The sequence below is a fragment of the Allobosea sp. 01N443 genome (assembly GCF_056399325.1).
Window position 1 is genome coordinate 1 of record NZ_JBFTRC010000292.1, and the last position, 4,998, is coordinate 4,998.

Sequence of the window (4,998 nt, forward strand, 5' to 3'; positions counted from 1 at the left end):
GTTCCACCGTCGTTAGCGCCGGAACCGTGAAAGCCGCGAGCGCGATGCCGTCGAAGCCGACCACGGCCATGTCCTCGGGCACGCGCAGGCCGTGACGACGCAAGCCGTGCAGCACGCCGATCGCCATCTGGTCGTTGAACACGAAAAGCGCTTCGGGCCGCGGCTGCGGCAAGGCGAGCAAGAGCTCCACCGCCTTCACGCCTCCTTCCGGACTGTTCGCGACCTCGATTTCCCAATCCGGACGCGGCGGCAGACCGGCTTCGAGGAGCGCCCGACGATAGCCGTGCACACGCTCCCGCTCGCGCAGGGGATGCCGCTGCTGGCCCGAGATATGGCCGATCCGCCGATAGCCGCAGGCGAGCAGGTGCTGCGTCGCCATGTAGCCCCCGCCCTCGAGATCGACGCCGACGGAGGTGATTTCGGTACCGTCGCCTTGATCCTGCAGCGCGACACAGGGGACGCCGTGGCGTGCCAGTTCCTTCAACGCGTCCCAGATCGCCCGCGTTGGAGCCGAGGTGATGACGCCGTCCGAGACGCCCCCGCGCAGCCGCGCGATCGCCTTGAGCTTGGCCGCCTCGTCTTCCGCAACGAGCACGTCGAGCAGATAGCCGCGCTCCTGCGCCACCTGCTGCACGGCGCCGATCACCTCGGCCGAGTAGGGATTGCCGATATCGGGGGTGATGAAGGTGAGCGTGTTGGTGCGCCGCTGCCTCAGGTTCCGTGCAACGGAATTCGGGGTGTAGCCGAGATCGGCGGCGGCTTTGCGCACACGCTGCTGCGTGGCCTCGGAGAGACCGACGCGCCCACTTGCGCCATTGAGCACCAGCGAAACCGTCGCCTGCGAAACCCCCGCACGCTTCGCGACATCGGTGCTGGTCGCGGCTCCCGGTCGCTTCGATGGTTTCTGCTCGCGCGGCAACGCCTTCTCCTGGAATCTAATACGTATTAGATTAAGAGCTAACCGCTCATGGAATGCCTGTCAACGAAGGCCGCAGCGCCGACCTGACGGCGCATTCCTAAGGCCGGGACCAGTCGATCAAGCTGGTCATGGCAGCCGCCCGGCTGGCAGAAAACCTCAACCTGCGCGCGCCGGTTGGCCAGTGCATCCGGGCGCACGGCAGGCCCTGAGCCTTGGCGCGCAGCCGGCTCGCGCCACGGTCCGCCCCGCTTCCTTCAGCATCGGCTTCCGGGTGGAATCCCGGTCGAACAGCGGGAAGCCCAGCTGAGCCACCAGATTGGAGATCGTGTAGCTGATCACCGAAGTCGCGCGCCCAAGCGCGCGCCGAGCCCGCCCGCCTCTGCCCCCTCCGACGGGCTTGTCGGGCATGGAGCCGATATTCGATGACTTCCGCTCCCGACGCGCCTTCCGCAATCGCGGGATGAGCGCAGGAAGCATGTGCCGCAATCGGGTGCCTCTCAGTCCTCGTCGCGCGCCCGTGCTTCCCCTTGCGCAGCTCTCGCCGCATCTCCCCCGGCCCGCCGCCCGGCCCAGCGCTCGATCGAGTGATTGATCGCCAGCAGCAGCAATGCGAGGCCCGTTGCGGTCACGACGATCTTCCAGTCGCCCAGGCCGGCAGCGCAGCCGAGAGCGGCCGTCACCCAGATGGCCGCAGCCGTGGTGAGCCCCCTCGGGGTCATTTCCCGATCGCGAAGGACGATCACCCCGGCGCCCAGAAATCCGATGCCGGTCAGAACACCCTGCACGACACGGCTTGCCGCATCGGCCTGATCCGGTTCGCCGAAGATCCCAGCTGCCGCTGCCGTTCCAAGTCCGACCAGACCGAATGTGCGAATGCCCGCACTGCTCTGCTTGAGCGTGCGCTCCCAGCCGACGGCTATGCCCGCGGCGGTCCCCGCCAACAACCTGAAGATCAGGTCGACTTCAGCCCATGAAAACAGCTCCATAGGGCTATTCCCGCCCGGGGGTATCAAGGTCGCTACGCCGTACGCGCTCGCGCGTGCCGGCCGCCTCGACGGCATCAGGGCCTGCCGGCCCAGCCGCCTTGAGCGGCACAGGCGAAGGTGAGAAAGGGCCGTCGGGGCCCCGTTGCGCTGAATCGCGCGCCCCAATCTGAGCTTCCTGGCCGTTTCTCATGGGGTCTCCTTCGCTATCACCCCTTCCCCAACGCCGCCCCCGACAGGCTGTTCCGATGCAGGCGTGAAGAAGACCGGCGAGGCACCATCCGCCAGGAATGCCCGGCCGAGGGCCATGCGCCGCCCCGTGGCGAACACGTTGCTCCGCCATGCGTTATCCGACCAACTTTGGACCGGAGAGATGATGAGCGACGGAAAACATGAGCTCCGATTGGCCTTCAAGCGCATCGAGCGGGAGGTTCCGCAGGGTTTCGCCTCCCTGTTGCGCTGGCTGCGCCATCCCGCCTCGCGCTGGGCCCGCCTCCCCGCGGGCCTCATCCTCGTGGTCGGGGGCATCTTCTCGATACTGCCCGTGCTCGGGCTCTGGATGCTGCCGCTCGGCCTGCTACTGATCGCAGCGGATATCGCGCCCTTGCGCAAACCCATGGCGCGCTTTGTCCRCGCTGCCATGAACCTGTGGGCGAGGCTGCGAGCACGCTGGCAGCGACGAGGCTAAGGCTGCTCCGCACGAGCGATCCCGAGCAAAAAGCGCCCACTGAGGACCGAATGCACCAATGCGCGGTACGTCCCGGACTGCGCGCCGCCGGGACGTACCGCCGGACCGGGAACGATGGGTCATTCCCAGCGTTATGCCGCCGAGTTCCGCGGGGCACGACATGGCGATCGTCACGGCGTTTCATTTCGAGGAGCACGGCACCGTGCCGAATAATCCGCGCCTGCCCGTGCTGTTCTACGTGGCTGCGTTTCCCGCCGAAGCCGCGGATATGGCGACCCTCATGGAAGAGCGTTTCGAAGGGAATGGCTGGCCCCCGCAATGGCGCAGCGGCATCTATGACTTCCAGCACTATCACACCGAAGGGCACGAGGCTCTCGGGATAGCCGCCGGCAAGGCGACACTGCTCCTAGGGGGAGAAAGAGGCCGTGAGATCGAGGTTGCCGCCGGAGATGTCGTCCTGCTGCCGGCGGGAACGGGACATCGATGCTTGCGGGCATCGCAGGACTTACTGGTGATCGGCGCCTATCCCCCGGGGCAGTCGGGGGACATCGTGCGGACCGAAGCAACAGCGCCGATCCGCCGGGCAATCGCCCGCCTGGCGTTTCCGGCGAGCGATCCGGTGGCCGGGTATGATGGCCCGGTTTCGTACCACTGGAGCGAGAGTATGTGAGACCGGAGTTGTTTGTCGTGCCCATTTGCGAATATCGCCCGCTCGCCCTGCCTGTCGCAGGCTCCCGCCCGCGCGCCGGGCGCAACGCTTGACGCAAGCCCTGCTAGCCCTGGCGCGACGGGCATCGAGGCAATCCCTCTTGTGGTCAGCGGGACCGGTGACTGATGGCCAAGGCGCGCAACGAGGCTTTACTTTCCGGCCATGAGCCCGGACGCTGATCGCCCCCGCTCCCGTCGGAAACGCGCTGCCTGCCATGCCCGAGACTGCTTCCGCGCGCCGCGCCATCGGCCTGATCGTTCCCTCCTCCAACCGGGTCGTCGAGCGCGTGGCGGCCCGTCTGCTGGCTGGAACTCCGGAGATAGATTGCTGCATCGCCCGGGTGCCCTATGACGGCATCGTCGCGGCCGCGCCGGCTGCCGGCTACAGGCTCGAACCCTTCGACACCGCTGCGATGCTGCTGGAAGAGGCCCGCGTCGATACGATCTGCTGGAACGCGACGCGGGGCGCGGCGCTGGGCTTTGCCGCCGATCGCGACCTGTGCCGGCGGATCGAGGACAAGACGGGCATCCCGGCGGTCACCACCGCTCTCGCGACCCTTGCGCTCCTCGGGGCAGAGCCGGGCCGGCGCGTCGGCCTGATCACGCAGGGCGACGAAGCGGAATCGCTGCATGTCGCCGGGCAGTTTCGCCGTGGGGATGTCGACATCCGCGAGCATCTCTGGCTCGGCATCACCAATAATCTCGATGCCGCGCATCTTACCGGCGACAGGCTGCTCGCCGAGGCAAGGACCCTGGCCGCGCGATCGCGCCTCGACACCATCCTGGTCTGGAGCACCAATCTATCCGGCTACGCCGCAGGCCTGGCCGCCGATCCGGCATCGGATCCGGCCATCCTCGACGCGGCCGAGATCGGCATCAACGCTGCGCTGATAAGCACAAGTGCGCGGCAGCAGAGATAATTGCCCACTAAATAGCCTGAATACCAGTCATTGCATGCAACATGACGAGGGCGGCTGCCCACGCCGGCATTTTACAAGAGATTTCAATCGCCTAAGTCTTGGCACGCTACGTGCTTGACTGGCGCCCATGTGCGCCTTTGCTGACCCGCATCCAGGACAGAGCACCATCCGAGCCGCGACAGGCGCGGAACGGATTGCCCTCGCGGCCCGGCCGCAGGGCGCTCTGCCCCGCCCGCCGGCCTGTTCCCGGCGGGCCGGCGCGCCGCGACATCCCGACTGGCAAAACAAGGATCTCTCGCCGATGCTCACTCRCCGCACCGCCATCGCAGCCGGCCTTGCTGCCCCCTTCGTCGCGCAGGGCAAGCTCGGGGCACAGACACCCAGCCGGGCCGAGACATTGCTGCTGGTGCAGGAATATGGGCCCAACAGCCTGGACATGCAGGGCATCGGCTCGTCGCAGCCGGTCAATGGCGTCGCGCTGAACTGCTATGACCGGCTGCTGCGCTTCAAGCCGGTGCCGATCCCGGGCGGCGGCGGCAACACGATCGCGATGGGCGAGCTCGAGGGCGAACTGGCCGAGAGCTGGCAGGTCGCCTCGGACGGCATGAGCTGCACCTTCAAGCTGCGCGACGCCACCTTCCATTCCGGCCGCAAGGTCACGGCGGCCGATGTGAAATGGTCGCTCGACCGCGCCTGCACGATCGGGGGGTTCGCCACCACGCAGATGAATGCCGGCTCGCTCGAGAAGCCAGAGCAGTTCGTCGTCGTCGACGACAAGAC

Annotated in this window: 6 protein-coding genes and 1 pseudogene; 4 read left to right on the top strand and 3 right to left on the bottom strand. The window is 67.2% G+C overall.

The genetic code is table 11. The features are described 5' to 3' along the window. The 3 genes and pseudogenes from AC1DRP_RS34815 to AC1DRP_RS34825 all read right to left on the bottom strand — a co-directional run. Window positions 1–919: LacI family DNA-binding transcriptional regulator (locus tag AC1DRP_RS34815; protein WP_476770922.1), on the bottom strand; the 919-nt coding region annotated here is incomplete at its 3' end. A 234-nt stretch (window positions 920–1,153) separates the two neighbouring features. After that, window positions 1,154–1,327 (bottom strand): annotated as a pseudogene (locus AC1DRP_RS34820) (helix-turn-helix domain-containing protein); the annotation flags it as partial. An 89-nt stretch (window positions 1,328–1,416) separates the two neighbouring features. Beyond that, the gene (locus AC1DRP_RS34825; RefSeq protein WP_441488503.1) at window positions 1,417–1,905 is read right to left on the bottom strand and encodes an MgtC/SapB family protein; all 489 of its coding nucleotides are present in this window, start codon (window positions 1,903–1,905) and stop codon (window positions 1,417–1,419) included. A gap of 373 nt (window positions 1,906–2,278) precedes the next feature. Here AC1DRP_RS34825 and AC1DRP_RS34830 point away from each other — a divergent pair, with 373 nt between their 5' ends. The 4 genes from AC1DRP_RS34830 to AC1DRP_RS34845 form a co-directional block, all read left to right on the top strand. Continuing rightward, window positions 2,279–2,590, top strand: coding sequence for a hypothetical protein (locus AC1DRP_RS34830; RefSeq protein ID WP_476770923.1), 312 nt, complete (start codon window positions 2,279–2,281; stop codon window positions 2,588–2,590). A gap of 160 nt (window positions 2,591–2,750) precedes the next feature. Continuing rightward, a complete protein-coding gene (locus tag AC1DRP_RS34835) occupies window positions 2,751–3,260 on the top strand; it encodes a cupin domain-containing protein (RefSeq protein WP_441504591.1) in 510 nt (169 codons plus the stop codon). Between the two features lie 253 nt (window positions 3,261–3,513). Further along, entirely contained in the window at window positions 3,514–4,218 is a 705-nt protein-coding gene (locus AC1DRP_RS34840; RefSeq protein WP_441504592.1) for a hypothetical protein, read from the top strand. A 301-nt stretch (window positions 4,219–4,519) separates the two neighbouring features. Continuing rightward, window positions 4,520–4,998: ABC transporter substrate-binding protein (locus AC1DRP_RS34845; RefSeq protein ID WP_476770924.1), on the top strand; the 479-nt coding region annotated here is incomplete at its 3' end.

Coding starts and splice junctions, on each gene's coding strand:
- AC1DRP_RS34825 (WP_441488503.1), bottom strand. CDS start 1,905: ATGGAGCTGTTTTCATGGGCTGAAGTCGACCTGATCTTCAGGTTGTTG.
- AC1DRP_RS34835 (WP_441504591.1), top strand. CDS start 2,751: ATGGCGATCGTCACGGCGTTTCATTTCGAGGAGCACGGCACCGTGCCG.
- AC1DRP_RS34840 (WP_441504592.1), top strand. CDS start 3,514: ATGCCCGAGACTGCTTCCGCGCGCCGCGCCATCGGCCTGATCGTTCCC.